Here is a 25330-nt window from a genome sequence, read left to right as displayed (position 1 = left end):
TCAGCAGATAAGAATGTAAAGGCCTTGCTGGTCTAGGTAAAAAAAGGCAGTATAGGGCATGCAATTTATACCTGTTATTTTAAGTGGTGGAAGTGGTACACGTCTATGGCCAGTATCACGAGTGAAGTATCCAAAACAATTCTGTGAGTTATTAGACAAGCCGTTACAAACGCTAACAATCGAAAGATTGCAGAAGTATGGTGCCGGTTTGTTGGTAACGTCTGAAAAGCTGAAAGATCTAACTGAAAAAGATATCTTACAGAATCAATTGAAAATCGAAAAAGTACTCTATGAGCCAACGGGTAAAAATACCGCTGCGGCGGTCGCGTTGGCCTGTAAGTATTTAGAGTTAACAGGTAGAGCCGATCAAGTTGCTGGAGTCTTTTCTTCAGATGCTCTTGTTTTAAATCAAGTTGAATTTTCTCGGGCATTACAGGCTGCTGTGTCTTCAGCGCAAAATGGATTTGTTGTGACTTTGGGAATTCAGCCGCGCAGTCCAGAGACAGGCTTTGGCTATATCCAAGTTAAAGATCGCGCATTAAATACTCATACAGCAACTGAGGTGATGAAATTCCACGAGAAACCAACATTAGAGAAAGCTCAAAGCTTTATTCAAGATGGCCATTACTTTTGGAATGCGGGCATTTTTATTTTTAAAGTGAGTCGCATGATTGAGCACTTCAAAAAAAATGAACCAACTTTGTGGGAATCCATTAACCAATTGGCTTCAGATCTTTCCAATTTAGATGCGATTTACAGTAAGATAAAAAGTATTTCTTTAGACTACGCGATTATCGAAAAGCTAGACTCCGATGAGCTTCGTTGTGTCCCTTGTGACATAGGTTGGAGTGATGTGGGGTCGTGGGACGCCTTAGCAGAAGTCACTGAAGCGATGCCATTTACAGAGCACAGTTTGAAGAAGCAACCGGTGCAAATAGCATCTAAATCCAATTCAATATTTTCTCATCAAAAGAAAAAATACACTGTTGTCGGATGTGATGATCTGATTGTGGTGGATACGGCAGATGCCACTTTGATTTGTAAAAAAGGTGAATCGCAAAAAGTGAAAGATCTAGTGGACTCACTTAAGATCAGCGACGAAGAGCTAACCACTGAGCATGTATTTGAAAATCGTCCGTGGGGACGTTTTGAAATATTGCGAGATGAAGAGCACTATAAATCAAAAGTAATCCAAGTTGAGCCTGGTCGTAAATTATCCTATCAATCTCATGCTAAACGTGCGGAACACTGGGTTATTGTTAAAGGCGAAGCTATTGTAGTTCTAAATGATGAGGAGCACGTCTTAAAAGCGGGTGAGCATATTTTTATTCCCCAAGGCGCTAAACATCGAATTATGAACCGCAGTCAATCGTTAGTTGAGTTTATAGAAGTTCAGGTAGGAAGCTATTTCGGCGAAGACGATATCGTGCGCTATCAGGACGACTATGGCCGTAAATAAGGCGTTAAAGTCTGAGTTTTCAAGTCCGCAGAGTGTCCGTCGTCGCATCCGCGATGCTAAAGAGTTTTTAATCCGTTCGATTCTATTTTTGTGTGCGACAAGTTCGGTTCTGATTACATTTGGCGTTGTCTGGACTTTATTAAAAGAAGCATGGCCCTTTTTCCAAGAAGTTTCGTTGAAAAACTTTTTTTTCGATAAAGAGTGGACGCCTCTTTTTGAAAATCCTCAGTATGGTATTTTAAACTTAATTTCTGGAACGTTTCTGACAACACTGATTGCGCTATCAGTGGCAATTCCTTTAGGAACTATCACTGCTGTATTCCTAAGCGAGTATGCGTCTTCGCGCGTGCGTGAATTTTTAAAGCCCGTATTGGAGCTTCTTGCCGCTGTTCCCACGGTAGTTTACGGCTACTTTGCCCTTTTGTTTGTGACGCCGTTGCTGCAAGTGATTTTTCCGAGCTTATCGAGCTTTAATGCTCTGAGTGCTGGGCTTGTTATGGGAGTCATGATTATCCCTTATGTAAGTAGTTTGTCTGAAGATGCTATGCGAGCAGTTCCAGTTTACTTGCGTGAAGGCAGCTTGGCTTTAGGTGCTTCTAATCTGCAAACTTCATTTAAGGTGATCGTGCCATCAGCTTTTTCTGGTATCGCTTCAGCGTATGTTCTCGGTATATCACGAGCTTTAGGTGAGACCATGGTGGTTGCCATCGCAGCAGGACTTCAACCGAAGATTTCTTTGAATCCATTTGAGTCAACTCAGACATTAACTGCTTATATCGTACAAGTGAGTCAGGGAGATCTTCCCCATGGATCTATTGGATATAAAACCATCTATGTCGCAGGTGTGGTCTTGCTTTGCTTTACCTTGATATTCAACATGATAGGTCAAAAGGTGCGTTCGCATATGGAGAAAAAATACAAATGAGTTCTCTTGATAAGGTCTCCGTAATTAATGTGAATCAGCAGGTGGCTCGCTTGAAGCGACAAGATGCTCTGTTTTGGATTGTCGGTTTGATGACTTTGTTATTTGCACTAGTAACTTTGACTAGTTTGATCGTGGACATGGCTATAAGCGGATGGCCTCGTATTACCCAGAGCTTCTTCTTTTCGTTTCCTTCCCGATTTCCCGAACGAGCGGGGATCTATTCGGCATGGGTGGGAAGTCTTTGTGTTGTCCTTGTTACGGCGATGATGGCTATCCCGCTGGGAGTCGCATCAGGTGTTTATTTAGAAGAATATTCGAAGAAGAATTTTTGGACTAAAATTATTGAAATCAATATTTTGAATTTAGCGGGGATTCCTTCCATCACTTACGGGCTCATGGCGCTTGGCTTTTTTGTCTATTACATGAAGTTAGGGCAGACGATCATCACAGCAGGTATGACGTTAGGACTTTTAATTTTACCTATCATTATTGTGACAACAAGGGAGGCCATTCGAACGGTGCCTTCGCACATTCGCGAAGCTTCGTATTCTCTAGGGGCGACTAAGTGGCAAACGGTATGGAACCATATTTTGCCCTATTCGTCCGGTGGTATCTTAACAGGCGTGGTGATTGCCTTATCGCGGGCTATTGGTGAAACGGCTCCATTAATTACAGTTGGTGCTTTAACATTTATCGCTTTTTTGCCGACCTCGCCAATCAGTGCGGAGCCGCCGTTTGTGAGTGGGCAGTGGTTACATGATCCTTATACAGTGATGCCTATTCAGATGTTCAATTGGGTTTCGCGTCCGCAGGAAGAGTTTCATGTGAATGCTGCGGCAGCGGGATTGGTCTTGTTAACCATGACATTATTATTGAACGGAGCCGCGATTTTTATTCGTTATAGATTTAGAAAGAAATACAAATGGTAGATAGTAAAATAAATCAAGATAGCCTTATCAAAAAAGCTGAAGTGCTGGATTTGAATTTTGGTTACGTCAGTAATAAAAAAGTTTTGAATCACATTACATTGCCTGTATATCAAAATAAGGTAACAGCATTAATTGGACCATCGGGTTGTGGTAAAACCACATTACTTCGTTGTTTTAATCGCATGCATGATTTGTATGGTGAAGTCCATTACAATGGCGAAATTCAACTTTATCCTGACAATGTGAATATTTTAGGAAAACAAATTGATCCGATTGAAGTGCGAATGAAAATTGGAATGGTTTTCCAAAAACCAAACCCGTTTCCTAAAAGTATTTATGAAAATATCGCCTATGGGCTGCGTGTGCGTGGGGTGAAAAAGAAATCCTATATAGATGAAAAAGTTGAAGACTCTTTACAAAAGGCAGGATTGTGGGCCGAGGTTTCTGATCGTCTCAATACATCTGCTAGTGCCTTATCCGGTGGACAACAGCAGCGTCTATGTATTGCGCGTGCTTTAGCCACAGAGCCAGATTTATTGCTTTTAGATGAGCCGACTTCAGCATTAGATCCTATCTCTACGGCGCACATTGAAGAGCTCGTTATGGAGCTTAAGAAAACAGTCACTATCTTAATGGTGACTCATAATCTGCATCAGGCGGCACGTACGGCTGACTACACGGCTTTTATGTATTTAGGAGATTTAGTTGAGTTTGGCGAAAGCTCACAGGTTTTCACGAATCCGAAAGAGTCTCGTACAGAAAATTATATTACAGGAAGGTTTGGATAATGACTGCAAGTATGAATAAAAACACGAAAGTGACAAAAGCAATTATTCCTGCGGCCGGTTTAGGGACACGATTTTTTCCTGCTACCAAAACTATCCCAAAAGAGATGCTACCTATTGTCGATAAGCCGACAATTCTCTATGTAATTGAGGAAGCTATTCAAGCGGGCATTGAAGATATTGTTTTAATTCAAGGACGTGGAAAGACAGCCATTGAGGATTTCTTTGATATTTCCTATGAGCTTGAAGATAAATTGGTAAAAGATGGGAAAGAGGATATTCTTCAGAGTATTCACCAAATCCGCTCGTCAGTGAATATTATTTCGTTAAGACAAAAATCCGCTTTGGGCTTAGGACATGCAGTTCGCTGTGCAAAGCCAGTAGTTGGAGATGAGTCTTTTGCTGTATTACTTGGTGATGAGATTACATTGAGCCAGAATCGTGATCATAATGTAACGGCTTTTTTGTGTGATCAATACTCTTCAACGCAAAAAAGTTCAGTTTGGGTTTTGCCCATTGATCCAAAGGATTCCCATAAATATGGAATAGTGGATGTGGGACCGGATAAGCAAAATCTGGCCTCAGGAAAAACTGTTTTGGGTGTGGTTGAAAAACCGGCCACAGATAAAGCACCTTCGCACTGGGCACTACCGGGTCGCTATGTATTCGATGCAAAAATCTTTGATTATCTAGATAAGATTGAGGCGGGGAAAAACGGAGAAATTCAATTGAGCGATGCCATGAATTTATTAGCACAAGCGGGTGGTTTGAATGCCTATAGTTTTGATTCTCGTCGTTACGATGCTGGTGATAAGTTAGGTTTTTTAATTGCTAATGTGGATTTGGCTCTAGAGCGCGAGGATCTGCGCGAGGATCTGCTGCAATACTTAAAAGGAAAGTTGAAGCTTTAAACTAATTAAAGATTCTAGTAATTGAGAAGAAGTTGAAGAAATCTACGATGCTTTTTGAAGGCGGCGACTCAGATTTACGGTAAAGTTAAGTTTTTCTTTTCGTAGCTGATCCTGAAGTACCAATTGTATTAAAAGATCTTCTAGTAAACCAATTCGGCGGGCTATTTTAATAGTACGACGTAAGGATGGAATTTTTCGCCCATGCTCGAGGTCATTAAGTCCTTGCTTTGAGATTTTAAGTTTTTTTGCCAATTCGACTTGTGTCATTTCTTCGCCAAGGCGGTGGGACTTCAAGAGCCGACCGAATGTTAATGGTGAGAATTCTTTCTCCATTTTACTAAGGGTTATATTTTTAGTACTCATGTTTGTGAACCTCCTCTAAAATAATATAGTTAACAGGGCCACTTTGGATCTCTACATAGATGGCTCTATAGGACTTTGTGAGTCTAATCGATCTTTGGTGCTGTCGTTTCCCATATAGCGGTTCGTCATGATAACCCGGTATTTTTCGTATTTCCCGTAGCCCCTTCATCTCTACTGATTTCGCCCAAGCTATCAATTTGTCGATAACGAAATAAGGAAGTTTTTTTATGTTTTTGTGGACTTTGTCAAAAACTACCTTGTCCACTATATAGTACTCCAAAAAGGAGTACATTTCAATACAATCTTCATGCTGTGAAATTGATGCAAAATCAGAATTTTGCTGTAGTAGGTGTACTTAGTTTTTAAATTCCTAATTTCGGAATAAGATCCGTATTTATGGCCTTAAGCTTGCTGTACTGATGATTGAGGTTATGTACTTGTTATGAGTTTTAATTGAGGACGCTGAGTGTCCAAGAAAAGGAATTCGTACGGGTATTAACGACACATCTTAAGGAGGTTTTATGGCAAGCGAATCTACGACAGAAGTCACAACAGTGAAATCAGATGGACTGTTTAATGCGGTTTCAGTTCCTCTGGGGTCTGGACGATGGCTCATGGCTTTGGGGATAGCTCTTATGGTTCTGGGAATATTTGCACTCGTGGCTTCAGTCGCAACGACTTTAATGTCGATCGTTTTTATTGGAGCGATGTTGTTGGTAGCCTCTATCTTTCAAGTTGTCTTTGCTATTACGGCTGGGCGCTGGGTAGGCGTAGGAGTTCATTTATTGTTATTTGTTCTTTATGGTGTAACGGGAGCTTTTCTGATTTTTAATCCGATCGTAGGAGCTGCAACGCTTACATTATTTTTGGCTTTCTTTTTTATCGTCAGTGGATTATTTCGCGCGGCGTATGCGGCGACCTTACGATACAGTGAGTGGGGTTGGTCATTTTTAGGTGGTATGATCACAACAGCTCTTGGAGCCTACGTCTTAATGAATATGCCTGAAACGAGTTTGGTTCTTTTGGGAGTGTTATTCGGAATTGATTTACTCTTGGTCGGTATGAGTTTCTTTTGGAGTGGATTTGGTATCCGAAAAGTAACTTCCGTTCATAAAAGTAGCAAAAAGATGAAGCCTATGAGGGCTGCTCATACGTGACACAGGACCGTTGTCATAACTGAGTACTATCAATAACACTCATCATTTTTTTCAATCCGTCCATCAGTGTGATATTCGGATTGTATTCAAGAAGCTGTCGGGCCAGAGTCAAATCTGGCCGACGCTGAAGAGGGTCATCTTGAGGAAGTGGTTCAAAACGGATTTTAGATTTTGAACCTGTAACCTCTAAAACAAGTTTGGCTAAGTCTAAAATACGAACTTCGTGATCATTGCCTAAATTAATTGGCTGTTTCAGGTTAGATTCTGCATACCGTACTAGTCCAGCAACTAAATCATCAATATAGCAAAAGCTGCGGGTTTGTTGTCCATCTCCGTAAATAGTCATGTCTTCATTTTTCAATGCTTGTTGTAAAAAGCTATTGATAACACGATCATCATTGGGATGCATCCGATCGCCATAAGTATTGAAGATACGGACAAGCCCATGTGAGGTTTGATTCTTCTGGTTATAAGAAAAAATTAAAGCTTCACCAAAGCGCTTAGATTCGTCGTAACAACTACGCGGCCCGAATGAATTAACATGACCCCAATCACTTTCTTTTTGAGGTGAAGATAAGGGACTTCCGTAGATTTCACTGGTTGAAGAAAAAACAAGGCGGGCACGATAGTGGTCAGCAAATTGCAACGAATTTTCAAGCCCTATGGAATTGGCTTGCATAGTTTCAATCGGGAATTTTTGATATAGCTTTACGGAAGCGGGACTCGCTAGATGGAAGACGTATTTTAGATTTTGTATACCCACAGAATCTAAAGTCCACTTATCACTGATATCCTGTTCAGAAAAAACAAAATTCTTAGGATATTTGTGTAGTAGGTAGTCTGTATTCTGTATAGAACCTGTTAGATAATTATCCACTCCATATACACGATAACCGGCTTTTAGATAATGTTCAGACAAGTGGGTTCCAATAAATCCCGCAGAGCCCGTGATCAAGATGCTATTCATGAATGGCGTCCAACAGCGTAGTATTTAAATCCTAAAGACTTCATTTTTTCAGGAGAGTAGATGTTGCGTCCATCAAAAATAATAGGATATTTCATTAGCGACTTAATATGTTGAAGATCAGCGTTGAGGAATTCAGACCATTCAGTACAAATTACTAAGCCGGAACAGTCTTTTACTGCCTCCTCTGCAGTTGCACAGACAATAACTTGTGAATCGTGTTGATAATGTTTGACGAGGTTCCCATTTGCTTTTGGATCGTAGAGTTTTAATTTATGGCCTTTTTGTAGAAGAATATCTGCAACTTTTAATGCTGGTGCTTCGCGCAAATCATCTGTATTTGGTTTAAAGCTCAGTCCCCATATTGCGATCGGTTGAGCCTTATTATAGCTGGAGAGACTTTGAACAATTTTTTCTGCAAAATTTTGGATCTGTAATTGATTTGTGTGGTGTACAGCTGAGGTTATAACTGTATCCTCATGCAGTTCGCGAGCATAATGAACAAATGCTTCTAAATCCTTAGGGAAGCAACTACCTCCGTAACCTAGTCCTGCATTTAGGAATTTATCCCCAATACGATGGTCCGCGGCTAAAGATCTTTGAACCTGTTTAATATCAGCACTGTTTTTCGCACAGATACGTGAAAACTCATTCATTAGAGACACGCGGGCGGCTAAAAAAATATTAGATGCGTATTTGGACATCTCAGCCGATGTCGGGTCCATAAAAAGGAATTGTTCAGATTGTAATTTAAAGCCTGTATAGAGCTCTTTGAATAAATTCAAATCTTCATGATCGTTAGAGCCCACAATAATCCGGTCCGGATTCAGGCAGTCATGGATAGCGGAGCCCTCTCGTAAGAATTCGGGGCTGGAGATAAACCGATGTTTGGGATACTTCTGTGTCAAGCGGCTTTGAGTTCCGGGGGGAACAGTGGAACGAATAATAATAGTTTTTGGGGAGGATGAGTGGTTATTTATGGATGCGATGAGCTTTTCAAAACTACTGAGGTCAGCAGACCGGTTCAAAGTATTTGGGGTTCCGACGCAGACCATAAGAATATTGTATTGAGTTAAGCATTTTATAAGATCTAACTCAAAAGTGATTTTCTGAGTATGAGTTAGATCTTGAAGTAGAGGTGTGATTTCAGGCTCAAAAAATGTATTTTGCCCACTTTTTAGTCTATCAATGATGTTAGAGTCCGTATCGTGACATTTTACAGAAACTCCTTGTTTAGCGAAGCAAAGAGCAGTTGTCAGTCCGATTCGGCCACAGCCTATAATACATAAATTCATTATGCTTAGAATATCTCAAAAAGCTTGAGAATGAACAATGGATTAATCATCAGAGTATGGCAATATATTGATTTTAAGACTCAATAGAGTAGTTTATAATTTTTTGATTCTAGGAGAGCAAATGACTTTATTTATCACTGGTGCGGCAGGATTCATCGGGAGTTCTTTTTTAAGGGTAGCAAAAGCGCATGGTATTTATGGCAAAATTGTGATTATTGATTCGTTAACTTATGCTGGACGCAAAGAAAACTTCATTGATTATGTTAATGATAGGGATGTCATTTTTGAAAATGTAGATATACGTAACTATGAAAGCCTACGTAGTGTGTTTCAAAAATATGAACCTTCATCCGTAGTACATTTAGCTGCGGAATCACATGTGGATAATTCTATTAGTGGACCTCGTGTGTTTATTGAGACAAATGTAATAGGCACATTTAATCTTTTAGAGTGCTCTAGAGAGCTATATTCGTCACGAAAGGTAGATGTCGATAAGTTTAAATTTGTTCATGTCTCAACTGACGAAGTATTTGGTGAGTTAGGTGAAACTGGTAAATTTTCGGAGACTACAGCTTATGATCCAAGTTCGCCTTATTCTGCATCAAAAGCCTCAAGTGATCACTTAGTTAGAGCATGGCACAGAACATTCGGATTACCATGTATCGTTACAAATTGTTCTAACAACTATGGTCCTCGTCAATTTCCAGAAAAACTAATACCAAGAATGATATTAAATGCTCTTGCTGATAAGGCTTTACCTGTTTATGGGAAAGGTCAGAATGTACGTGATTGGATATATGTGGATGACCATTCAGAAGGTATTTGGTTGGCTTTAACTAAGGGTAAAGCTGGAGACACTTACTGTTTAGGTGGAAATTCAGAACGAAAAAATATAGAGGTTGTGACAGCCATTTGTGAAATTTTAGATAGGAAAAAACCTCGTCGGAATAATCAAAGTTATAAAGAGTTAATCACCTTTGTTGAAGATCGCCTAGGTCATGATTTTCGATATGCTATTGATGATCAACTCGCACAAGAAGAATTAGGATATAAAAGAAGGTTTTCGACTTTTGAAGAAGGTTTAGAGTCTACCATTAATTGGTATTTGGAAAACTCTGGCTGGGTAGAGTCTATCAGTAAAGGAGCGAAATAATGAAAGCTATAGTATTGGCAGGAGGATCAGGATCAAGGCTGTACCCCTCGACAAAGTCTTTAAGTAAGCAGTTGCTTCCAGTATATGATAAACCAACTGTGTATTATCCAATATCGGTTATGATGTTAGCGGGTATTCGTGATATTTTGATTATTTCAACTCCAAGAGATTTGCCATTAATTCGTGATTTAATGGGTGATGGAAATCATTTAGGCGTAAATTTTTCTTACGCAGAACAACCTGAACCTAAGGGCATTGCTCAAGCTTTTACAATTGGTGAAAGATTTATAGATAATAAACCTTGTGGATTGATTCTCGGAGATAATTTATTCTATGGCAATGAGTTGCCACAATTGGTACGTGAAGCGGCTAAGAAGGAACAAGGGGCTACGGTTTTTGCTTATAGAGTTCAAGATCCCGAACGCTACGGTGTTGTGGAGTTTAATAAAGATAAGAGGGCTGTAAGTATTGAAGAAAAACCACAGCAACCGAAGTCAAATTGGGCAGTAACGGGCCTCTATTTTTATGATCATAATGTTGTTAATATTGCTAAATCTCTAAAGCCGTCAAAGCGTGGAGAGTTGGAAATTACAGATTTAAATAGAGTGTATTTGGAGCAGGAACGTCTTGATGTAAAAACATTGGGTCGCGGAACGGCTTGGCTCGATACGGGGACGCATGATTCCCTTTTGAGTTCATCATTGTTTGTTCAAACCGTCGAACAGCGTCAGGGCCTGAAAATTGCCTGTTTAGAAGAGATTGCTTACCTTATGAATTTTATCACATTGAGTGAGTTAGAAAAGATAGCAGAGTCTTACCCGCAAAGCAGCTATGGTATGTATCTTAAAAATTTAGTTAAAAACGAAACAGTTTTTAACGGTTAGTTTTGAAAGAAAAGGTTGATCTTATTTACTACAGTCAATGTATCCTCATTCTTAAGATGAGAATGCATTGGTAGACGTAACAATCTGTTTGAAAGATCATCCGTGATATTCATATCACCAACAAAGCGGCCAAAACTTCTTCCTGCGGGGGCCGAATGTAGTGGTACATAGTGGCTGGTTGTCATAATACCTTCGTTTTTGAGAAATTGTGCAAGTTTGTTTCTATCATCTTGGCTATTTAACAAAATATAATAAATATGTGCATTTCCAAGACATTCCTTTGGAATGCTCATGCGCTTAAGATGTCCTTTTTCTTCTATTTGTTTTAGTCCATTGTGATAGGTGGCCCATGCACTAAGACGAGGGAGTGTAATTTGTTGGGAATCTTCTAATTGAGCAAGAAGAAATGCCGCTGTTACTTCTGAAATAAGGTAAGAGGATCCTTTATCTACCCAAGTGTATTTATCAACTTGTCCGTTAAGAAACTTCTGACGGTTGGTTCCTTTGTCACGAATAATCTCTGCGCGTGCGAGAAATTTGTCGTCGTTAATGACGAGACATCCGCCTTCTCCGCATACAATATTTTTTGTATCATGAAAGCTGACTGCAGACATATGTCCGATGGCACCTAGAGGTTTGTTTTTATAAGAAGCCAGCATTCCCTGTGCGGCATCTTCGACAACTATTAATGAATGCTCTTGTGCAATAGCCATAATTTCATCCATTTTGCATCCTACTCCAGCGTAGTGCACAGGCATGATCATTTTTGTTTTTGGTGTAATTGCTTTTTTGATTTCAGCTGGGCTGATATTCATAGTGTCTGGCTCAATATCAACGAATACCGGTATGGCGCCAAAAATTACGACTGCATTGGCAGTAGAAGAAAATGTGTAAGAGGGCAAAATCACTTCATCGCCGGGACCGATATCTGCTAATAGCATGGACATTTCTAATGCAGATGTACATGAGGGAGTTACGACACTGAGTTTTGATTTAAAATAGTTATTCAACCAGTGGACACATTTTTTATTGTAGTCACCATCGCCACTTAGCTTGCTGCCTCGAAATGAATTTTCAATATATTTAAGGGCATTTTCTGAGTGTGGTGGTATATTAAATGGAATAGTCATAGCGGCATAGTAATGTGAAATTATATCTAACACAAAAAACAACGTATTGCGTCGCGGCATTTGTTTTGTGTTAAGGTTATCCCTAGGATACTGTCTTTTGTTTAAATTTATTTAATCAAATTTGTGGGTAAAGATATGAATTTCTTAGTGTTTTCTTTAGGACAAAAGGGTTATTCGGTCGTTAAAGGACTAATAGGAAAAGGCCTAAATCAGAGTCGTCTTTTTGTAATTGTGGGAACAGATAAAAATGTCAAAACCGATTATTCTGATGAGGTAATTGAGCTATGCCAAGCACATCAAATTCCTTTTCTTAAATCAAATAACTGTTCTGTAAAGGATCTTCCTTTTCATTACTCATATGCAATTGCGGCAGGATGGAGGTGGATGATTCGTGATATCCCTGAAAATCAGCTAGTTGTTTTTCATGATTCGATACTGCCGCGCTATCGTGGCTTTGCTCCATTGGTGAGTTGCCTTAAGAATAAAGACCAAGAAATTGGTGTTACGGCTTTGTGGGGGAACAAAGATTATGATGCTGGTAATATACTCGGGCAAGTAGTCTTGAAGGTAGATTATCCAACGACAATTGCAGAGCAAATTAATAGGATTTCAAATGAATATGCTAATCTTGCTGTTAAGGTATCGGAGATGTTTGAAACACAAGGTGTAGATCTATCAGGTAGAGTTCAGAATATCGACGAAATTAGTTACAGTATGTGGCTTGATGATGAGGACTATCGTATCCAGTGGTGCGATAAATCTGAAGAAATTTGCCATTTTATTTCGTGTGTAGGAAGTCCTTTTATGGGAGCCAGCACAATGATGGGCAGCCGGCTTGTGAGGATTATGGAGGCTGAAGTGGCCCCTGATTTAAGAATTGAGAATAGAACCCCAGGAAAAGTATTTTCTATATCACACCACGAAGCGACTGTTGTTTGCGGGCAAGGTATGTTGAAGGTTATAAGTGCCAAATATGACGATGATCAGACAGATGTTGTCTGGACAAAAATTAGGACAAGATTGAAGTGAAAAGTATCCAAGCATATTTTTTAACTACTATCTCACAAGGCTCTAAAATTTTGGTTGCATTTGTGATCATTAAGATGATTGCTTGGCGTTTAGGCCCTGAAGGGTTGGGGTTACTTGGTAACTTTATGAGTTTGACTTCTGCTATGGTAACGTTTGCAGGTGGTGGTATTTTGACTGCTGTTGTTAAGTACGTTGCCGAGTACAGAGAAGACGAGGATAAATGTAAATCGTTTATCTCAGCTGCTGGTTTATATACGTCTGTTTGTGCCGTCTCGATTTTGATTATCGCTATCGTTTTTCGCAATCAAATTTCTACTTATATTTTTGGATCAGCTGAATATTGGTATTTAGTATTACTTCTTGCTGTTGCTCAAGTTGCGTATGCATTTTCAAATTTTATTATAGGCATTATAAATGGACTGGGGAAAATACACTATTTTTCTTTTATTACGGTTATAGGAAGCTCTATTGCCCTGCCATTAGCGGGCTATTTTATATTTAAATTTGGCTTCAATGGTGCGGCTATAGCTTTAATCGTGACAAATGCAGTTATCTTGTTGCCGGCGTTATATTTCGGAAAGAAAATAAGCATTTTAAAGAATATATCTTATGTTAAGACGTTCAGCGAATATCAAAAGCTTTTCAAATATTCCTTAATGTTAGTTAGCAGTGCCGTGTTTTTACCAGCCGCTGAAATATTCGTACGAAATTTAGTGATAGAGAGAAACAGTTTATTAGATGCAGGATATTTTCAATCACTTTTAAGGCTTTCTGCAGTATACATCAGTTTTATATCTTTGTTTTTAGCATATTATTTTATGCCAAAGATTTCTAATACGAAATCCAATGCCTTTATTTTCTATCAGTCATTACGCTATGTGGGGTTCTTAAGTGCTCTTTTTTCTTGCTTTGCTGTAATTCTGTATTTTTTAAGAAATGAAGTGATTTCTTTTGCTCTTTCGGTTGAGTTTTTAGCGGCGTCTCAATATATTCATCAGCAATTGATTGCTGATTTATTCAAAGTCTGCGCATATGTTTTTGGCTTTGTTGCTGTCGGGCGGGGTTGTTTTAAATTGTACATAGCGGCTGAGGTACTGCAAGCAGCAGGCTTTGTGTTTTTTACTAAGCTGCTTTATATTTCGAGTCTTTCTGAAGTGTATAATGCACTTATTTTAACAAATATGCTCTATTTTGCTCTCGCGGGGTGTGTTTTTCTTTTCTCATACCGTAAAGATATTTTTTCGAAGGAACAGATATGCGCGCCACAGTAGTAGTATCTACGTATAATCAAGAAAAATATATCGTGGAATGTTTAGAAAGCATTCTGTCGCAAGAATCCGATTATCAGTTTAATATTATAGTTTCAGATGATAATTCGAAAGATAAAACCCCCATTATTTTAAAAGAATACTCTTATAAGTATCCTGATCGAATTTCTCTGATTTTGCGTGATAAGAATGTAGGTGCAGCGGCAAATTATGTAGGAGTACATAATGAGGCTGATGGCGATATTATTTTTCACATGGATGGTGATGATGTTATGCTTCCATCCAAGATTCAAAAACAGATGCAGATGTTCTCTGTAGACAGTGAAGTTAATATAATATTTCACAGGGCCTTGTATTTTTCCGATGATGGAAGCTTGTTAAAGCCGACAAAAGGGTTTATGGCGGGTCAAGAAATTGTCTCTTTTTCAGCAAGAGAGATGGCTATGTGGGGAAGTATCGCTGTACACAGTTCCTACGCTTATAGAAGATCATCAAGAAAGGTACACGATATTGGCAGGGAATTTATGGAGTGGTTTTTTGCAATGGATTCTTTATTGCCAGATGGTAAAGGCCTTTTTATCAATGATGTGCTTGTAAAATACCGAATAAACCAGAATGGTAATTCGTATTTGTCGACTGGCAAAGGAAAGATGAAGGCTTATCGGATCTATTTTCAGGATATTTATCACTACTTCGGATTAAATCCTGATTTGCGTCCACAATTATTTGCAAATGCGGTAGTTTCTTTTTTGGGTATGCTTAAAAATGTACATACGATTGATCTATCACTGTTTAAGTTTTTATTGAGGAATATTTTTTATTTCAATCCATCCTATATAAAAAGTGCTTATACAGCCCGTCTAAGTAATGGGTTGGTAGATAAGGAGAATGAGTAGATATGTTGGTTTCTATCGTTATTCCGTGTTATGGAACTCCAAAAACACTTTATCCGTTAGTTAATGAAATTAATAAAATTTTTCAAACACAAAATGCAGATCATGAAGTTATATTGGTGAATGATGCGTGTCCTTTGGATTCATGGTCGCAGATACAGAATATTTGCTTGCATGAAAAAAAAGTAAGAGGAATTAATCTTTCTAGGAATTTTGGGCAGCATGCAGCTATCACTTGTGGGCTACAATATGCAAGAGGGAGCCGAATCATCATTATGGATTGTGATTTACAAGATGATCCGAAATACATACCTGCGCTCATAGATAAAATGAATGAAGGATATGACATTGTGCAAGCTAGAAGAATATTTAGGCACGAAAGTTTCTTTAAACGAACACAATCATGGATGTTTTATAAATCCTTAAGTGTATTTCTTGGTGTCCAGCTAGATTATTCTGTTGCAAACTATGGTATCTATTCAAAAACAGTGGTTGATCATATTATAAAACTTGGAGATCGCATGAGATTTTTTCCATACTTAGTGTCATGGTTGGGTTTCAATTCGTCCAAAGTTGAAGTTGTCCAAAATGAACGAGTAGAAGGAGTGTCTGGCTACACTCTTCGTAAGGCATTGAAGCTAGCTGTTGATATTGCTATTTCATCTTCAGGACGTCCTTTATATCTATGTATGCTTTTTGGTGGCATGGTTTCATTTTTCAGTATTTTGTTAGGTATTATTTTTGTAGTTAGATATTTTTCAATTGGATTAGCTCCATCTGGATGGACTAGTATGATGGTGACGATATTGTTTTCTACAGGGATCATCATGTTTAATATGGGTATTATCGGGTTGTATTTAAATAAAGTTTTTGAACAAACAAAGAATAGGCCTATTTTTGTTGTTAAAGATATAACAGGGATTGATGCATAGAATGATGAAAATTATTAATAAGAGACATGTAGACTTGTTAGTGGTGTTGCTTTTTGCGACTTTAATAATCCCTTCGATATATAGGTACTGTTTTATAGATGGACCAGATTATTTTGCACATATGAGATTTATTGAGGGTAAGGCTTTTGGCGATCTTATTTCTTTGGGATTACCTCATTTGACTGTGCATTATATTTTGTTGAATATTTCTAATGTATTCAACGTTACATTGAACACGACTTTTTTTGTTTTTACAGTTTTAAGTATTTTAGGGTTGGCAATTGTTAAAGTGCTTTTTGTTCGTTACAGCTTGCCTAATGCCGAAAAGTATAGGGTTGGTTTTTTAGCCGGTATAACGATGCTTATGGGAGCAATTTATTTTCCTCTCTTCAATAGTTATAGCTATTTAGGTATTTGGTCGCCATTAGCGTATCATAATCCGACATCTACGTGGTTGAAGCCTGTAGCTTTGTTGACTATCTTTATTTATTTTAAATTATTAGATGATGACAGGAAGAATATTAAACAGAGTTGGCTATTGGCTTTGTTGATATTCCTTGGAGCTGTTATTAAACCAAATTTCGCACTTTGCTTTATACCTGTTCTCTTTATGGATATGCTTTTCAGAAAGAAAGTATATCAAGGGGTCCTAATTATTTTGCCTACATTATGTGTTTTGTTAGGGCAGTATCTTATTACTTTTGCGGCCGATATAGAACAAAAGTCCTCGGTAGTCTTTACGCTTGCAGGTCCATGGTCAGTGTACAGCAACAATATACTAGGAGCTATCATTCAAAACCTATTGGCTCCCATATTGATTACTTATACATTATTCAAAATCGAAGCTTTTAGTCATAAGTATAAGCTTATTTGGTCTATTGTTTTGGTGGCTTTGTTACAAGGGCTGTTCTTGGCTGAATCTGGACATCGTTATGAGGGTATGAATTTTATCTGGGGATATGTAGTGGCCGTGGATATACTCTTTCTTGTATCTGTTGTTGAGTTTACACGGAATATAGATTCTTATAGCAGTAAATGGAAAAAAACCGTTGTTTCTATTTTGGCTTTGCATGCTATATGCGGCTTAGCTTTTATCGTATTAACGGGTGTAGGACGAGGACCATTTTCAGTTTAAAAGGTCAAAGGTGGCATGAATGAAAGATCAAATACAAATATCTGAAGAGGAAGGATATTTATATTATCTATTTTATCTTTATTCTAATAGATGGAAAATTGTCTATTGCTCGGCTGTTTTAAGTTTGTGTGTTTTTGCAGTGTCTTGGATATTCTTATCTGCAAAGCGTAATGTGTCTATTATACAAGTGCCTACGCATGAGTATACTCATGCGTTAATTAGTAAAGAGTTTGTAGATTTTTTAATTGAAGAAGAAATAGCCCCTAAGATTAGCGAAGAAATAGGACATGTGTATCAGGTTAAATCTAGCTATATAGACAGTAAAGAACAAGTTCTTAAGCTATCATCAAAGATATACATATTTAGCAAATCAGATTTAGAGCCTATTCAATTGTTTCATGCAGGCGTAATGAAGAGATTGTTCGAGTATATGCAAGAGCAAACGAAACAAGCTAATGCTAACTATGCGTCAGTATCTAAAGGTGAAGGGGTTTTGTTCAAAGAAAAGGCTAAGTTTGTCACTCAGCCTAAGATACTGATGGAAAATTTCATGGAATCATCAAAAAGAGGGGTGATCTCTTGGGTGGGGATTTACTTAATTCTATTTGTATCTTTTGGTATCTTAGTTTCAGCTCTGTATATGGCGTATTTCTATATAAGAAGCTTGCATCCTAAATATGTATTTTACAGAAAAAGTTATGAGTAATTTAAAAGACTCAATAATAATTTTTGGAACAGGCGGGCATGCCAAGGTAGTATTTGATATTTTGATGGCTACAGGATGCAAAGAAAGAATAATATTCTGTAGTAAAGATGAGAGTAAACAAGAATTTCTTGGATGTATCCATGTTTTTCAGGATAACTTTTCTAGTTTGAATGTTGATACGGGTATAGTTGCTATAGGCGATAACTGGATAAGAAGCCAAGTTGTAAATTTTGTACGTACAACAAATCCAAAGTTTAAATTTATAAAAGCGATACATCCTAGATCATGTATTAGTAACAGTGTAGCGCTAGGTGATGGCGTGGTTGTAATGGCTGGGGCTGTTATAAATCCAGATGTTCGAGTAGGTATGCATGTTATTGTAAATACAGCTAGTTCAGTGGATCATGATTGTATATTGGAAGATTTCAGTAGCCTAGCGCCAGGAGCGACTTTGGGTGGTAATGTGGCTATCGGGGAGTATTCCGCTATTTCTTTAGGGGCAAAAGTTATACATGGTCGAACAATAGGTCGGCATACTGTGATAGGTGCAGGAGCTACTGTTTTACACGATATCGAATCTGAAGTTGTAGCATATGGTTCACCTTGTAGGAGTGTCAAACGACGTATTAAAGGTGAGAAGTATCTTTAGGAATCAAAAGATGAAAATAGCTAGGGTTGTTACTGTTCCAGAAGCTTTTGTGCATATAAGATATTTATTAAAATACCTTGTTATAAGCGGTTGTGATGTGACATTAGTGTCATCTCCAGGAGAGTATGGAGAAACTCTCAAAAATGAGAATGCGTGCCGTATGTATGAGCTGAATATAGCACGAGAGATCAATTTAATAAGTGATTTAATTTCTGTTTTTAAACTAATCTTTTATTTCAGAAAAGAAAAGTTCGATATTGTTCATTCGTCTACTCCGAAGGCAGGTCTTCTTTGTGCTGTAGCAGGTATATTTGTGCCACATACAGTTTTTATTCACACGTTTACTGGGCAGCGTTGGGCGACTTTACGTGGTCCACTGCGAGCACTGTTGAAGTTTTTGGATAAATTAGTTATTCGACTAAATAGTAAGTGTTATGCTGATAGTTTTTCTCAAATTAAATTCTTAGAAAAAGAAAATGTGGCAGCAATAGGACAGATTGAATGCCTACATAAGGGATCATATGGGGGTATCGACTGCGAGCGATTCGATGCAGCTCGTTTTCCAAATGCAAGGGAAGCACTTTGTGAAAGACTTGGATTGCAGCAAACTGATATATTATTGCTTTTTGTTGGACGATTGACAAAGGACAAGGGTGTCGAGGATTTAGTGGCGGCTTTTATTAAAGCAAATAAGTTTAACTCCAGAATTAAATTAGTTTTGTTAGGTAAATTTGAGCCAGAATTGGACCCTTTGAATCAAATAACCGTTGATTTGATTCACCAACATAAAGATGTGTTTTATGAAGGTTTTTCTTCTGAACCCGAACGATACTTCTCTGCGTGTGATTTTCTCTGTCTACCGAGTTATAGAGAGGGCTTTGGCACTGTTATTATAGAGGCTGCATCATGTGGGTTACCTTCGATTGGTACAAGAATTCCTGGTCTTGAGGATGCTATCGTTGATGGAGAGACAGGCCTTTTAGTTAAATTAGGTGAGGTAGACTCCTTAACTGAATCGATCTGTCGATTAGCTATAGACGAGACTTTGAGAAAAAAAATGGCCCAATTGGCACAAGATAGAGCGAAAAGGGATTATAGTACTCAGTTGCTATCGAAGTTGCAGGTGGATGAATATATCAAGCTTACTGGAAGGCAAGCTTGATAATTTCTGAAATTCTATACACGGTATCATCAGGCATATTACTCCCAGACGGAAGACAGATGCCATTTTGGAAAATATATTCAGATATTGGCTTAGATTCTGTATGAAAAAACTCATTCTTCTCGAAGATGGGTTGTTTATGCATAGGATTCCATATTCTTCTTGCCTCTATATTATACTCGTTAAGGTGAGCGATAAGTTGGCTTGCAGAAATACGGGTATTGTCGGGAATCAGTGCGGTAGATAGCCACCTATTAGATCTGTAGCCTTCTGGTTCATCAAGAAAGATCAATGGCGTGTCTACTAGATAGTTTTTATATGACGAATAGACATTACGTCTAGCCTCAACTCTACTATCTAATACTTGCAGTTGTGCTATTCCTATCCCAGCTAAAATATTACTCATTCTATAATTATATCCTATTTCAGAGTGAAGATAGTAAGGGGCTTGGTCGCGTGCTTGAGTAATCAAAAACAGAGCTTTATTCGCCTCTTCTTTAGAGTGAGTTATTAGCATCCCCCCGCCAGAGGTTGTGATAATCTTATTTCCATTAAACGATAAAACTCCGTAGTTTCCAAGTGTGCCGCACTTACGGTTTTTATAAGAAGAACCGAGAGCCTCTGCTGCGTCGGAAATAATAGAGATTCCGTAGCTGTTGCAGATATCCGTTATTTCGTCGTACCGAGCGCTCATTCCAAACAGGTCTGCACATATCAATACTCGTGGGATCTTGCCAGTTTTTTTCTTTTCCTCAATGGCTCTAAGTAAAGAAGCCGGGCAGATATTCCATGTATCCTTTTCGGAATCTATGAAAATAGGTACGGCCTTTTCGTACATAACTGGATTTGCGCTCGCAATAAAGGTACTGCTAGAGCAGAAAACTTCTTCCTTTTCCTGCAGATTTAAGAGCCTCAACGCAATATGGATTGCCGCTGTTCCTGATGACGTAGCAATTGGGTATATTTCTTGCTCTTGTAGATAAGTAGCTATATCTTTTTCAAATCTGTCTACATTGGGTCCTAAAGGTACAACCCAATTGTCATCAAAGGCTTTTTGTATGTATTGCATCTCATTCCCACTCATATGTGGAGGAGAAAGTAAAATGCGCTTTTCAAATTTATGCATCAGATGATCCTTTAAATTTTTCCATAGTAATGCCTTGGGAAGAGTCAATGTCTTTAGGACGAATTACTTTAAAGAATGTTAAAAACAAAATTTTTATATCAAGAGTTATAGACCAGTTTTCAGCATACCATACATCAAGATCGAATTTTTCTTCCCATGTTATTGCATTTCGTCCGTTAACCTGTGCCCAACCTGTGATTCCTGGCTTGACGCAATGTCGTTTTTTCTGGCGTTCGTTGTATAGTGGAATGTATTCCACCAAAAGAGGTCTTGGGCCGACCAAACTAAGCTCTCCTTTGAGAACGTTAAAAAGTTGGGGTAGTTCATCTATAGACGTTCTTCGTAAAAAAGATCCTAATCTAGTGATTCGTTGATAGTCTTCTGAGCTATTAAGTGTGTTCGCTGAGTTAGACATAGTGCGGAATTTATAAATATTAAATATTTTAGAATTAAGTCCAGGGCGTGGTTGTGTGAAAAATACAGGACGCCCCTCAATTAATAATATCAATATACTGAACACAATTAAAATTGGTGACAGTAACAATAGTAAAATCAATGCTATCGTAAAGTCGAAAATAAATTTATGAAGAGGTTGGCTTTTAATCATGGCGTATATTTTTTAATATCTTTAAACACACAAAAGATTGCCGTTGCAAAAACGGGTATTGTTTGGATTCCTTTGGTATTTAAGATAGCAAATACCAAAAGGAGTACAAAAGAAAAAATCGAAATCTCGCGAGTTTTCTTTGTCTTCCTGCAGAAGATTAGAGGCAGCAGGAAGTATGAATTTATTGCTATGAACAGCAAAAGATATGGCAATCCTCCAAAAAAGAGAATCCGTAAATAGCCAATGTCGGTATTCATGTAAAACTGTAGGCTAAGGGGGCTGTTGATGAAAAAAAGTCCGTCGCCAATAATCCATGTCGAGATTTGTGTTGGCAGTTTGTACATATCAGCTGTGCCACTGACACTGGTGCTACTGAAAGACCCTTGAGATATAAAGTTTCTGAATAACTCCAAAGCTTCGAACATAGGGCCTGAACTGATAAAGGGGCTAAGAATAAACATGCATAACAAAGAGAACAATAAAGGTATTCTAATATGCATGCGAGATGAAAAAATACTGAATAATGAATAGGGTATCAAGGCACTTCGAGCAAGAGTCATCGATATAGGAAATATAATGAACCAAAGGATAAATGTTAGAAACATTTGTTTCGAAAGTAATGATAGGTAGAAAACCGCCGAGATAATATTCGTTGCACCATCTACATGAAGTAAACCTAACCCTACGGTTCGAAGTCCCCAGATATGTTGGAAAACATCGGCAGACTTAGGAGAAATGAATCCCAGCATAAATTGGAAAAAAGAGGAGCTGAGTCCAGAAACTATAATAATACATATTTGGATTACTAACCAGGTCAACAGTGGACCTTTTGATGGGCGTAGGATTTCATATAAGATTATGCCGAATAATGTACTGAGTATTATTTTGATAAGAATTTGAAAGTGAAAGGAAATGTCTCGGAATTCTCCTGAGCCTATTAAAAAAGACAGGGAGCCGATTAGTAAGAAAAGTAAGACCAATAAAACGAAGATGCTGACTAGACCCGCATTTTTTTTTGAGAATTGGTAAATTTCCTTCAGATAAAAAGGAAGTAGCAGGGCGGCTAGGGGAATTTCGGTATTGTAGATCCTTGGAAAACCGATAATCATGGTTAAAGCGACAAGTCTATATATAAAATTATGCTTAAAGCTGAAAGCTTGGATATTGAGGTTCATATCTGATCTTGGCGTTTTTGCTGTGAGAATGAGATTAGCATTGCAAAAGTGATCACAACCAACATCCGAATTTTCGAGTATTCAAAAGTGACATCGGTCAGACACGCGAGTAAAAATTGAATCAAAACTAAAAAACATGCACAGGCGAGGGGGTAAAGCTGGTCATTAAAGGTTTTACTCATAAAAGAAACGCTCTTGCGTAGAAAGAATACGAGAATAGACATGAAAAATATAAAGCCTGTTATTCCGGTCGTCGCTAGTACGTTTAAGTATTGATTATGGGAGTGAGATTCAAAGTGATCGGCGGGTAAGCCGATACGAGGCCAGTAATCGGCGATTTGTCTGTAAGACTCCCAATAGCCAATTCCAAACCAAGGATGATCTTTAAACATGAGCCAATGAACCTGTAAAAGTTGTGATCTCATTTGGTCAGAATCGCTTGAAAAGCTGTTAACTACCCGCAAATAAAGAGTTTCGGATGTTAGCAAGCCAATTGATAAGATAATTGTTGTTGATATTATATAGAGTAGACAGAGTTTCTTATTTTTGATGTAGCTAAGAATTAGCAATGAAATAAATAATGCGCCCCAAATTCCACGAGTGTACGTAAGAAAAATACTTATGCCCATGATGCATAGAGTGATCGCCCCAGATATTTTTGTTCTTTTGTGAATTTTTTCAAAGTTCAATAAGTAAATTGTTACAAAAAACATGAAAATCAGGGAGTTACCATGGGCATGGTATGTCGCGCTGTTTACTAGGCCGACTGTCCCATGAATGACTTTTTGGGTAATTAGATCATAGCCTAAGAAGTATATGACTATCGCGTAGATGTTTGGCAGCAAAAAAGCAATTGAAAAAAAATTTATCCATCTTTCATAGTTTACATTGATTTTGCTGAATGCATAAATCAAAAGATAAAAATTTATGATCCAATTAAATTTTGAAAGATAAAACAACCAAGGTACGGGTTCTTTCCCATTGATGATTAAGCTGACAATAACGACAAAGACATATCCTAAAAATGCCCACTCAATTCCAGTAGGTTTAAAATGAGGCTGTACACTTTTACTTTTCCATGCTGAGAAAATAAAACATAAGAAAATTAATATAAACGAGGTGTCCATCAGGGTCTGTGATGTCACCCCACCTAATGTGGCTAATCCAACTAAAAACTCAAACATCCTCCAAAGCTATCAGTTAGTACTATATTTACAACTAAAAGAAAAGCTTAGGGTTATTTTTTGAGCAGTCATATTGATGGTATTTGAGAACCAAGTTGACATGTATTTCCCAATAGTGAGGTAGTATTTTAAGATAAAAATGAAGCGGGGGATGGTGCGAAATTTACAGAAATATAACATCAAGTGGTTATGGATATTTGGTGCCCCCTATATATGGGCGTTATCTGTAGGGCTTTTACTTCAGTTCTATATTTATCCAGTTTGGTTTTCAGGTACTTATTGGGGGCATGGTCTTACGCAAGGGGATTGGGTTTATTTTCATGAGATGGCAATTCAGTTTGCGGAAACTGCTAAAGTTACGGGGTTTAACTTTAAGCTAGTTCCGCTAGAGCTCTCTCCTGTGTACTTATTAGGAACAGCTTATTATATCACAGACATATATGAACCTTGGGTGCTGCTTCCGTTCAATGCTCTGGTTCATGCGCTGAGTTGTGTGTGTTTAATTATAATTTTGCAAAGACTGAAGTTTTCGTCGTTATCTGCGTGTGTAGCAATTTTAGTGTTTTTTGCAGTTCCTACAGCTTCAGTGCTTTATTCCCAAGTTCATAGGGACGGATTAGTGTTTCTCTCATTTTACTTGTTTGTCGTCTTTATATTAGATCAGTTCCTGAAGGAAAAAAAAAGGTTTACGTCTTATCTAACTTTATTTTTAAGTATAGTGTTAGTATTGATATTTAGAACTTATCTACTTAATTTTTACTCAATATGTATTGTGGGTCTGGCTCTATATTTGGCTGTTCATTTAAAAACTAAAGAGGCTCTTAAACGCTCGGTATGTTTGCTTTTAATTTCGTTAGTCTTACTTTTTGTCGGTCAAAAAATAGGCCATATAGGAGCATTACACCAGAGCAGAGGAGTGCCTGCTGGGACTGTCTTACCATCAAGGGCCGTGGCGCATCAGCAAGAAGAGACAGAGTTTTGTCAGCCTGAGAACTCTTTTGATCGCTTCTTCCCCGAAATTGTTAGGCGTCAGTTATGTAATATTCAAATAATACGCTTGAGATCTGTCGCCAATTTCCCAGAAAGTAGAGATAAGGCATATTATGAGATGCAAGCATATACTGACCTGCGGGTAGATACCCCGAGCTATGCTTTGGGTAATATCCCGATATTGTTGAGGTTAGCATATGTTGAACCCATAGTATTTTTGAGTAAAAAGGAAAATTGGACCATGTTTCACTACTTTTCTATATTGGAAACTGGGTTGAATTTGCTGTTTCTATCTATTGCGCTATTTTATATGATTACTCGGTCTAAATGGCCCATATTGGTTCCCTTGCTAATAGCTTCATTTTTTTTACTTGTTTTAGCTGCCTCTACTGTCAACATGGCTACATTTTATAGATTGCGCTTTGGTTACATATCGCTTGGGGGAGTGATTGGTTGTGCTGCTTGTGTATCATTGATGCAAGAGTTCTTCATAAAAAGGCAGAAAATTGAATAGTAACC

The 25330-nt window shown here is 38.1% G+C and carries 25 protein-coding genes; 17 read left to right on the top strand and 8 right to left on the bottom strand.

The window, feature by feature from the left end; translation table 11 throughout:
- Window positions 1-58 precede the first annotated feature (58 nt).
- From A11Q_RS07460 to A11Q_RS07440, 5 genes are read left to right on the top strand one after another with little or no spacing between them, the layout of a single operon-like run.
- Complete coding sequence (locus tag A11Q_RS07460; protein WP_015470192.1) at window positions 59-1459, top strand: mannose-1-phosphate guanylyltransferase/mannose-6-phosphate isomerase; 1401 nt, start codon at window positions 59-61, stop codon at window positions 1457-1459.
- Window positions 1446-2384 (top strand): phosphate ABC transporter permease subunit PstC, encoded by a 939-nt coding sequence (gene pstC / locus A11Q_RS07455; RefSeq protein ID WP_015470191.1) that lies wholly within the window; start codon window positions 1446-1448, stop codon window positions 2382-2384. The genes A11Q_RS07460 and pstC overlap by 14 nt, the downstream gene beginning before the upstream one ends.
- Window positions 2381-3313 carry a phosphate ABC transporter permease PstA gene (gene pstA / locus A11Q_RS07450; protein WP_015470190.1) on the top strand — a complete coding sequence of 311 codons (933 nt, stop codon included), beginning with the start codon at window positions 2381-2383 and terminating at the stop codon, window positions 3311-3313. The genes pstC and pstA overlap by 4 nt, the downstream gene beginning before the upstream one ends.
- Window positions 3307-4101 (top strand): phosphate ABC transporter ATP-binding protein PstB, encoded by a 795-nt coding sequence (gene pstB, locus A11Q_RS07445; RefSeq protein WP_015470189.1) that lies wholly within the window; start codon window positions 3307-3309, stop codon window positions 4099-4101. The genes pstA and pstB overlap by 7 nt, the downstream gene beginning before the upstream one ends.
- An 11-nt stretch (window positions 4102-4112) precedes the next feature.
- The gene (locus A11Q_RS07440) at window positions 4113-5009 is read left to right on the top strand and encodes a UTP--glucose-1-phosphate uridylyltransferase (RefSeq protein WP_041575870.1); all 897 of its coding nucleotides are present in this window, start codon (window positions 4113-4115) and stop codon (window positions 5007-5009) included.
- A 42-nt stretch (window positions 5010-5051) separates the two neighbouring features.
- Here the strand turns inward: A11Q_RS07440 and A11Q_RS07435 are convergent, their stop codons facing one another.
- Window positions 5052-5372, bottom strand: coding sequence for a helix-turn-helix transcriptional regulator (locus A11Q_RS07435; RefSeq protein WP_015470187.1), 321 nt, complete (start codon window positions 5370-5372; stop codon window positions 5052-5054).
- Between the two features lie 521 nt (window positions 5373-5893).
- Here A11Q_RS07435 and A11Q_RS07425 point away from each other — a divergent pair.
- A complete protein-coding gene (locus A11Q_RS07425) occupies window positions 5894-6529 on the top strand; it encodes an HdeD family acid-resistance protein (protein WP_015470185.1) in 636 nt (211 codons plus the stop codon).
- Between the two features lie 13 nt (window positions 6530-6542).
- Here the strand turns inward: A11Q_RS07425 and A11Q_RS07420 are convergent, their stop codons facing one another.
- Both A11Q_RS07420 and A11Q_RS07415 read right to left on the bottom strand, forming a co-directional pair.
- On the bottom strand, window positions 6543-7496 hold the full coding sequence (locus tag A11Q_RS07420) for an NAD-dependent epimerase/dehydratase family protein (protein WP_015470184.1): 954 nt from the start codon (window positions 7494-7496) through the stop codon (window positions 6543-6545).
- Window positions 7493-8788 (bottom strand): UDP-glucose dehydrogenase family protein, encoded by a 1296-nt coding sequence (locus tag A11Q_RS07415; RefSeq protein WP_015470183.1) that lies wholly within the window; start codon window positions 8786-8788, stop codon window positions 7493-7495. The genes A11Q_RS07420 and A11Q_RS07415 overlap by 4 nt, the downstream gene beginning before the upstream one ends.
- 121 nt (window positions 8789-8909) lie before the next feature.
- Between A11Q_RS07415 and rfbB the strand changes: the two genes are divergently transcribed.
- On the top strand, window positions 8910-9941 hold the full coding sequence (rfbB, locus tag A11Q_RS07410) for a dTDP-glucose 4,6-dehydratase (RefSeq protein ID WP_015470182.1): 1032 nt from the start codon (window positions 8910-8912) through the stop codon (window positions 9939-9941).
- Window positions 9941-10825: a glucose-1-phosphate thymidylyltransferase RfbA gene (rfbA, locus tag A11Q_RS07405; RefSeq protein ID WP_015470181.1), complete on the top strand. Its 885-nt coding sequence runs from the start codon at window positions 9941-9943 to the stop codon at window positions 10823-10825. The genes rfbB and rfbA overlap by 1 nt, the downstream gene beginning before the upstream one ends.
- Here rfbA and rffA read toward each other — a convergent pair.
- Window positions 10822-11955 carry a dTDP-4-amino-4,6-dideoxygalactose transaminase gene (gene rffA / locus A11Q_RS07400; protein ID WP_041575866.1) on the bottom strand — a complete coding sequence of 378 codons (1134 nt, stop codon included), beginning with the start codon at window positions 11953-11955 and terminating at the stop codon, window positions 10822-10824. The genes rfbA and rffA overlap by 4 nt on opposite strands.
- A gap of 135 nt (window positions 11956-12090) precedes the next feature.
- Here rffA and A11Q_RS07395 point away from each other — a divergent pair, with 135 nt between their 5' ends.
- From A11Q_RS07395 to A11Q_RS07360, 8 genes are read left to right on the top strand one after another with little or no spacing between them, the layout of a single operon-like run.
- Window positions 12091-12984 carry a formyltransferase family protein gene (locus A11Q_RS07395; protein WP_015470179.1) on the top strand — a complete coding sequence of 298 codons (894 nt, stop codon included), beginning with the start codon at window positions 12091-12093 and terminating at the stop codon, window positions 12982-12984.
- Window positions 12981-14255 carry an oligosaccharide flippase family protein gene (locus A11Q_RS07390; protein WP_015470178.1) on the top strand — a complete coding sequence of 425 codons (1275 nt, stop codon included), beginning with the start codon at window positions 12981-12983 and terminating at the stop codon, window positions 14253-14255. Before A11Q_RS07395 ends, A11Q_RS07390 begins: the two co-directional genes overlap by 4 nt.
- Window positions 14240-15148 (top strand): glycosyltransferase, encoded by a 909-nt coding sequence (locus A11Q_RS13535; protein ID WP_015470177.1) that lies wholly within the window; start codon window positions 14240-14242, stop codon window positions 15146-15148. Before A11Q_RS07390 ends, A11Q_RS13535 begins: the two co-directional genes overlap by 16 nt.
- Window positions 15149-15150: 2 nt before the next feature.
- Window positions 15151-16077, top strand: a complete 927-nt coding sequence (locus A11Q_RS07380) for a glycosyltransferase family 2 protein (protein WP_015470176.1) — start codon at window positions 15151-15153, stop codon at window positions 16075-16077.
- 1 nt (window position 16078) lies between these two features.
- Complete coding sequence (locus tag A11Q_RS07375; protein ID WP_148284964.1) at window positions 16079-17212, top strand: hypothetical protein; 1134 nt, start codon at window positions 16079-16081, stop codon at window positions 17210-17212.
- 19 nt (window positions 17213-17231) lie between these two features.
- Entirely contained in the window at window positions 17232-17918 is a 687-nt protein-coding gene (locus tag A11Q_RS07370) for a hypothetical protein (protein ID WP_015470174.1), read from the top strand.
- The gene (locus tag A11Q_RS07365) at window positions 17911-18567 is read left to right on the top strand and encodes an acetyltransferase (protein WP_041575861.1); all 657 of its coding nucleotides are present in this window, start codon (window positions 17911-17913) and stop codon (window positions 18565-18567) included. The genes A11Q_RS07370 and A11Q_RS07365 overlap by 8 nt, the downstream gene beginning before the upstream one ends.
- A 10-nt stretch (window positions 18568-18577) precedes the next feature.
- On the top strand, window positions 18578-19729 hold the full coding sequence (locus A11Q_RS07360) for a glycosyltransferase (protein ID WP_015470172.1): 1152 nt from the start codon (window positions 18578-18580) through the stop codon (window positions 19727-19729).
- On the opposite strand, the gene A11Q_RS07355 is transcribed toward A11Q_RS07360, so the two are convergent.
- Genes A11Q_RS07355 through A11Q_RS07340 form a run of 4 tightly spaced genes read right to left on the bottom strand, consistent with a single transcriptional unit; the run spans window position 19710 to window position 23821 of the window.
- The gene (locus A11Q_RS07355) at window positions 19710-20855 is read right to left on the bottom strand and encodes a DegT/DnrJ/EryC1/StrS family aminotransferase (protein ID WP_015470171.1); all 1146 of its coding nucleotides are present in this window, start codon (window positions 20853-20855) and stop codon (window positions 19710-19712) included. The genes A11Q_RS07360 and A11Q_RS07355 overlap by 20 nt on opposite strands.
- Window positions 20848-21462: a sugar transferase gene (locus A11Q_RS07350; RefSeq protein WP_015470170.1), complete on the bottom strand. Its 615-nt coding sequence runs from the start codon at window positions 21460-21462 to the stop codon at window positions 20848-20850. Before A11Q_RS07350 ends, A11Q_RS07355 begins: the two co-directional genes overlap by 8 nt.
- Window positions 21459-22637, bottom strand: a complete 1179-nt coding sequence (locus tag A11Q_RS07345) for a hypothetical protein (RefSeq protein WP_015470169.1) — start codon at window positions 22635-22637, stop codon at window positions 21459-21461. The genes A11Q_RS07350 and A11Q_RS07345 overlap by 4 nt, the downstream gene beginning before the upstream one ends.
- The gene (locus A11Q_RS07340; protein WP_015470168.1) at window positions 22634-23821 is read right to left on the bottom strand and encodes an O-antigen ligase family protein; all 1188 of its coding nucleotides are present in this window, start codon (window positions 23819-23821) and stop codon (window positions 22634-22636) included. Before A11Q_RS07340 ends, A11Q_RS07345 begins: the two co-directional genes overlap by 4 nt.
- A 139-nt stretch (window positions 23822-23960) precedes the next feature.
- Between A11Q_RS07340 and A11Q_RS07335 the strand changes: the two genes are divergently transcribed.
- The gene (locus tag A11Q_RS07335) at window positions 23961-25325 is read left to right on the top strand and encodes a hypothetical protein (protein WP_148284963.1); all 1365 of its coding nucleotides are present in this window, start codon (window positions 23961-23963) and stop codon (window positions 25323-25325) included.
- The last annotated feature ends 5 nt before the right edge of the window (window positions 25326-25330 follow it).

Source organism: Pseudobdellovibrio exovorus JSS, assembly GCF_000348725.1.
GTDB lineage: Bacteria > Bdellovibrionota > Bdellovibrionia > Bdellovibrionales > Bdellovibrionaceae > Pseudobdellovibrio > Pseudobdellovibrio exovorus.
This window is presented reverse-complemented; position numbering and strand designations above follow the sequence as displayed.

What these genes read in the sequence shown, in the direction of transcription:
- A11Q_RS07460 (WP_015470192.1), top strand. Translation starts at nt 59, where the DNA reads ATGCAATTTATACCTGTTATTTTAAGTGGTGGAAGTGGTACACGTCTA.
- pstC (WP_015470191.1), top strand. Translation starts at nt 1,446, where the DNA reads ATGGCCGTAAATAAGGCGTTAAAGTCTGAGTTTTCAAGTCCGCAGAGT.
- pstA (WP_015470190.1), top strand. Translation starts at nt 2,381, where the DNA reads ATGAGTTCTCTTGATAAGGTCTCCGTAATTAATGTGAATCAGCAGGTG.
- pstB (WP_015470189.1), top strand. Translation starts at nt 3,307, where the DNA reads ATGGTAGATAGTAAAATAAATCAAGATAGCCTTATCAAAAAAGCTGAA.
- A11Q_RS07440 (WP_041575870.1), top strand. Translation starts at nt 4,113, where the DNA reads ATGAATAAAAACACGAAAGTGACAAAAGCAATTATTCCTGCGGCCGGT.
- A11Q_RS07435 (WP_015470187.1), bottom strand. Translation starts at nt 5,372, where the DNA reads ATGAGTACTAAAAATATAACCCTTAGTAAAATGGAGAAAGAATTCTCA.
- A11Q_RS07425 (WP_015470185.1), top strand. Translation starts at nt 5,894, where the DNA reads ATGGCAAGCGAATCTACGACAGAAGTCACAACAGTGAAATCAGATGGA.
- A11Q_RS07420 (WP_015470184.1), bottom strand. Translation starts at nt 7,496, where the DNA reads ATGAATAGCATCTTGATCACGGGCTCTGCGGGATTTATTGGAACCCAC.
- A11Q_RS07415 (WP_015470183.1), bottom strand. Translation starts at nt 8,788, where the DNA reads ATGAATTTATGTATTATAGGCTGTGGCCGAATCGGACTGACAACTGCT.
- rfbB (WP_015470182.1), top strand. Translation starts at nt 8,910, where the DNA reads ATGACTTTATTTATCACTGGTGCGGCAGGATTCATCGGGAGTTCTTTT.
- rfbA (WP_015470181.1), top strand. Translation starts at nt 9,941, where the DNA reads ATGAAAGCTATAGTATTGGCAGGAGGATCAGGATCAAGGCTGTACCCC.
- rffA (WP_041575866.1), bottom strand. Translation starts at nt 11,955, where the DNA reads ATGACTATTCCATTTAATATACCACCACACTCAGAAAATGCCCTTAAA.
- A11Q_RS07395 (WP_015470179.1), top strand. Translation starts at nt 12,091, where the DNA reads ATGAATTTCTTAGTGTTTTCTTTAGGACAAAAGGGTTATTCGGTCGTT.
- A11Q_RS13535 (WP_015470177.1), top strand. Translation starts at nt 14,240, where the DNA reads ATGCGCGCCACAGTAGTAGTATCTACGTATAATCAAGAAAAATATATC.
- A11Q_RS07380 (WP_015470176.1), top strand. Translation starts at nt 15,151, where the DNA reads ATGTTGGTTTCTATCGTTATTCCGTGTTATGGAACTCCAAAAACACTT.
- A11Q_RS07375 (WP_148284964.1), top strand. Translation starts at nt 16,079, where the DNA reads ATGATGAAAATTATTAATAAGAGACATGTAGACTTGTTAGTGGTGTTG.
- A11Q_RS07370 (WP_015470174.1), top strand. Translation starts at nt 17,232, where the DNA reads ATGAAAGATCAAATACAAATATCTGAAGAGGAAGGATATTTATATTAT.
- A11Q_RS07365 (WP_041575861.1), top strand. Translation starts at nt 17,911, where the DNA reads ATGAGTAATTTAAAAGACTCAATAATAATTTTTGGAACAGGCGGGCAT.
- A11Q_RS07360 (WP_015470172.1), top strand. Translation starts at nt 18,578, where the DNA reads ATGAAAATAGCTAGGGTTGTTACTGTTCCAGAAGCTTTTGTGCATATA.
- A11Q_RS07355 (WP_015470171.1), bottom strand. Translation starts at nt 20,855, where the DNA reads ATGCATAAATTTGAAAAGCGCATTTTACTTTCTCCTCCACATATGAGT.
- A11Q_RS07350 (WP_015470170.1), bottom strand. Translation starts at nt 21,462, where the DNA reads ATGATTAAAAGCCAACCTCTTCATAAATTTATTTTCGACTTTACGATA.
- A11Q_RS07345 (WP_015470169.1), bottom strand. Translation starts at nt 22,637, where the DNA reads ATGAACCTCAATATCCAAGCTTTCAGCTTTAAGCATAATTTTATATAT.
- A11Q_RS07340 (WP_015470168.1), bottom strand. Translation starts at nt 23,821, where the DNA reads ATGTTTGAGTTTTTAGTTGGATTAGCCACATTAGGTGGGGTGACATCA.
- A11Q_RS07335 (WP_148284963.1), top strand. Translation starts at nt 23,961, where the DNA reads ATGAAGCGGGGGATGGTGCGAAATTTACAGAAATATAACATCAAGTGG.